Here is a 4,328-nt window from a genome sequence, read left to right on the forward strand (position 1 = left end):
CTTTTGCACTATTTAAATTATTATTTTTTAAAACTATATAGCAAATATTTGGTGATACATATGGTGTTGAAAAGTTAATAAAATTTTTTCTTTCTTCAGTTACAGTCATTCCAGCGATAATCATATCTACCTTCTTTGCTTGTAAAGCTGATATAAGTCCATCAAAATTCATATTAGACCACTTATAATTAAATCCTACTCTTTTAGAAAGCTCCTCAATAATATCTGCATCAAATCCAACCACCTTATTATTCTCCAAATACTCATAAGGAGGATATTCAGCATTAGTTCCTACCACATAAATTTTTTCATTACTCACTGTTTTCTTTTCATCCTTCGTACACCCCATAAATACTACAAATACTAAAACCATCATCGACATAATAATCTTTTTCATTTTTTCCCTCCATAAAAAATTTAATAAAAAAAATACTCGCCTTAAAAGACGAGTATTATCTACAAAAATATAATCAAAAATTATTTAATCAACAAAAAAATTGATTAAATTCCAATTATAAAATAAAGCAGTTGAGCCTACTATCTCTAAGGATTACAAATTTATTAAGTTGTTTTGTATTCCTTGAGTTCCTTAGCATTCTCTTCCTCCTTTTATAATTTTGTCAGATTATAACATCTAAAATTTAAGAAGTCAACAAAATATGTTATACAAATAATATATTTTCAAAACATATTTTATATATTGTACAAAGATTGCTTTTTTATATATACTTGTTAAAATAAATTTAAAAGGAGAGCAACTATGAGAATAGCAATAAATAATGGTCATTTAATTGATCCTAAAAATAATATATCTGAAAAATTTAATATAGGTATTGAAAATGGTAAAGTAGTTGAACTTTCTAAAGATATTTTAAGTGGAGATAAGGTAATTAATGCTAATGATTTATATGTAACTCCTGGATTTATAGATATGCACGTACATGAAGATAGAATAATAGATGGAAATATAAGAATCAATATTTTTGAAAAACTTTTAAAAATGGGTGTTACATCAGCCATTGGAGGAAACTGTGGAATTGGTATTGAAAATATTAACGAATATTTAAAGTTGGTCGATTTTGGATTCCCTATAAACTATGGAACACTTCTGCCTCACGAGATTTTAAGAAAACACATTAATATTCAGGATAGATATGCTAATTTAGATAATAAAAATATAGAGCAAATGTATCACTTTGGAAAGAATCTCATAAAAGAAAATGGTCTTTTAGGGATAAGTTTTGGTATTGAATATATTCCAGGAATAGATTTCAATGAGTTAATGACTTTAGCTAGGCTTGGAAAAAATAGAGTTGTTTCTGCCCATTTGAGAGAGGATGGAGAAAATGTCTTGAACTCTTTAGGTGAACTTTTAGAAATTGGAAGATTTAATGATACACATTTACAAATCTCTCATATAGGAAGTATGGCTGGATATGGCCAAATGAATAAATTTTTAAATGAAATTGAAAATAAAAAAGAACAAGGTGTTAAAATAATGTGTGATTGCTACCCTTATAAAGCCTTCAGTACACTGATAGGTTCAGCAGTTTTTGATAATAATTATATTGAAAATCATAATTTTAGTTACGAACAACTTCAAATTGCTAGCGGTCCTTTAAAAGGGAGTATATGCACAAAAGAGATTTTTGAACAATTAAGAAAAACTGCTCCTGAGACTCTTGTTGTTGGGCATATGATGCTAGAAAAAGATATTGATATGGCTATTTTAAATAGGAATACTATTGTTGTCAGCGATGGTATTTTAACTGAAACTGGAGAAGGGCATCCTAGAGCAGCTGGGACTTTTCCAAAATTTTTAAAAGAGTATGTAAAAGAAAAGAAATTGCTATCTATTGAAGAAGCTATTGAAAAAATAACATCTACTCCTGCTAAAATACTTGGGATAAATAAAGGCTCTTTAGAAATTGGGGCTGATGCTGATATTACAATTTTTTCTTTAGATGAAATTGAGGATCAAGCAACCTTTGAAAATACATCTTTACCACCAAAAGGGATAAAGTATGTTATTATTAATGGTGAGATTGCTTTAATTGATAATGAGATTTTGAGTTTTAACTCTGGAAAATCTATACGAAAGTTTTTGTAATTATTTTAGAAAAAATAGAAGCTATCTATTAAAGGTAGCTTCTATCTTTGTTGTAACTATTTTAGCTTATATTATTTTTTGAAATTTTTCATACTTTCATCTAACATTTTCATAGCTTCAATTTCATTTCCAACACCTGTTATTTCAACTTTTCCATTAGGACCTTTATAATTAGCAAACCATATTTTTATTATATCAGTTATTCCTGGAAACTTATTATTAAACTCATCTAAAGTTTTTATTTCTGAAAAAACAGAATTTTCTCCTATTGCTATCAATTTATCATCTTGTTCACCTTTATCAATCATTTTTACAACACCAATTACACGCCCTTTTTTTACTTCACCTCTTGCTATAGCATCCCCTAAAAGAAGAACATCAATAGTATCTCCGTCGCCAGTTAGAGTTTGAGGAACCATTCCATAATTACCAACGTATGGTAAATATTGAACTATACGAGGTTTTCCATTTCTTATTTCCCACTCTAAATTTCCAGTTTCAGGATTTACTTCCCATTTTTCATTAGTTCCTGCAGGAATTTCAACTACAATATTTATATTTCCATCTTTATCTATAGCTGGAATAGAATTAGAAAGATTTGTTGTCGATTCTAATGTATACTTATCCTTTAAAACTAAAGAGTTTGTATTGATAACTGCTGAAGAACTATAAGATAGTGTTGTTAGTAATGTTAAGCCAATGAAAGTAGATATTTTTTTTGAAAACATTATTCCTCCTAAATATATATTTTCTAATATCTTATCATTAGCCTGTTAAAATTATTTTAAATTTATGTAAAAGGTATGTAATAAGTTTTTTATTACTCTATTAATTTTTTTTCCTTTAAAGCTTCCATTGCAACATTATATTCACTTTCTATTCCTTCTGTGACTTTAAGATTTAGTTTTTGCATATCTTTATTTGTAAACATATTACTTAGTTTAGATAACTCTTTTTCTATAGCTTTATGTTCATTTTTAAAATTATTTGAAATTGTTATCACAGCCTCATATGGTGGAAAAAAATTAAAATCATCTTCTAAAACAACTAAATCATATTTTTCTAATAACCCATCTGTTGAGTATACTACTCCAATCTCTGCTTTTTCAGAATAAATAGTTGGTATTATCAAGCCTGGTTCCATTGAATTTACTTTTTTAAAATTTAAATTATAAACCTCTACCAATCCCTTTAAACCATCAATTCTTTCCATAAATTCGTGTCCACCTATTAAATAAGAATCACTTGCAATTTTCTTTAAATCCGAAATTTTATTAATATCATATTCTTTTGCAAATTTTTTATTTACTGCTAATGCGTAAGTATTCTCAAATCCTAATGGTTCTAAAATATCCAAATTATATTTAGAATTATAGATATCCTTAACTTTATAAAAAATTTCTTTTGGTGAAAGCATCTCTTTTTCTCCTAAAATAGCCAAAAATGATGTTCCAGTATACTCTGGATAAATATCAATTTCACCGTTTTTTATAGCTTCAAAATTTATATTGGTTCCTCCTAATTCTGTCAAAATAACTTTATATGGAGTATTTTTTTCAATTAAAATTGATATCATATTACCTAATATTCTTTGTTCAGTAAAAGTTTTATGCCCAACTCTCACTGTAACATATCTATCTTTATTAATATATTTTTGAATCTGAAATAAAGAAAATGAGAGTAAGATAACTGCTACTCCGATTAAAATTTTACGATTATTTTGTTTTTCACTTTTATTACTCAATGGTGCTAATGCTTTTTCAAGTATTCCTAAAAAATAATTTGCCACAAAAGCTAGTATAGCAGTAGGAATAGCACCACATAAAACAAGATAATTATTACTTGTTGCTATACCTCTAAATATAAGATCTCCCAATCCACCAGCTCCAATTAATGCAGCAATAGTTGTAGTACCTATTATTGAAACTGTTGCTATTCTTATTCCACCCATTATAACGCTCAAAGCTATTGGAAGTTTAACTTTTAGTAATAATTGAAAATTTGTCATTCCCATACCTATTCCTGCTTGAATTGTTGAATAATCAACATTTTTTATTCCTATAAATGTATTAGTTACAATAGGCAGTAATGAATATAAGAAAAGAACAAATACTGCAGGTTTAACACCTATTCCTAAAAATGGAATAATTAAACCAAATAATGCTAAACTAGGAATTGTTTGAAATATTCCTGCTATACTTAATGTGATTTTAGATAC

Annotated in this window: 4 protein-coding genes; 1 reads left to right on the top strand and 3 read right to left on the bottom strand. The window is 27.2% G+C overall.

What is annotated here, in order from left to right:
* Window positions 1–397 (bottom strand): transporter substrate-binding domain-containing protein (locus tag Q0V08_RS10895; protein WP_297434698.1); only part of this gene is annotated, 397 nt, incomplete at its 3' end.
* Window positions 398–760: 363 nt separating this feature from the next.
* Between Q0V08_RS10895 and Q0V08_RS10900 the strand changes: the two genes are divergently transcribed.
* On the top strand, window positions 761–2,110 hold the full coding sequence (locus Q0V08_RS10900; protein ID WP_297434700.1) for an amidohydrolase family protein: 1,350 nt from the start codon (window positions 761–763) through the stop codon (window positions 2,108–2,110).
* Between the two features lie 71 nt (window positions 2,111–2,181).
* On the opposite strand, the gene Q0V08_RS10905 is transcribed toward Q0V08_RS10900, so the two are convergent.
* Window positions 2,182–2,838 carry an inorganic diphosphatase gene (locus Q0V08_RS10905; protein WP_297434702.1) on the bottom strand — a complete coding sequence of 219 codons (657 nt, stop codon included), beginning with the start codon at window positions 2,836–2,838 and terminating at the stop codon, window positions 2,182–2,184.
* Window positions 2,839–2,930: 92 nt separating this feature from the next.
* A partial coding sequence (locus tag Q0V08_RS10910) for a glycine betaine ABC transporter substrate-binding protein (protein WP_297434704.1) occupies window positions 2,931–4,328 on the bottom strand: 1,398 nt, incomplete at its 5' end.

Origin of the sequence: uncultured Cetobacterium sp., from assembly GCF_947038635.1 — a bacterium.
Taxonomy (GTDB): Bacteria; Fusobacteriota; Fusobacteriia; order Fusobacteriales; family Fusobacteriaceae; genus Cetobacterium_A.

Excerpts from the sequence above, each read along its gene's own strand:
- Q0V08_RS10900 (WP_297434700.1), top strand. The coding sequence starts at position 761 with ATGAGAATAGCAATAAATAATGGTCATTTAATTGATCCTAAAAATAAT.
- Q0V08_RS10905 (WP_297434702.1), bottom strand. The coding sequence starts at position 2,838 with ATGTTTTCAAAAAAAATATCTACTTTCATTGGCTTAACATTACTAACA.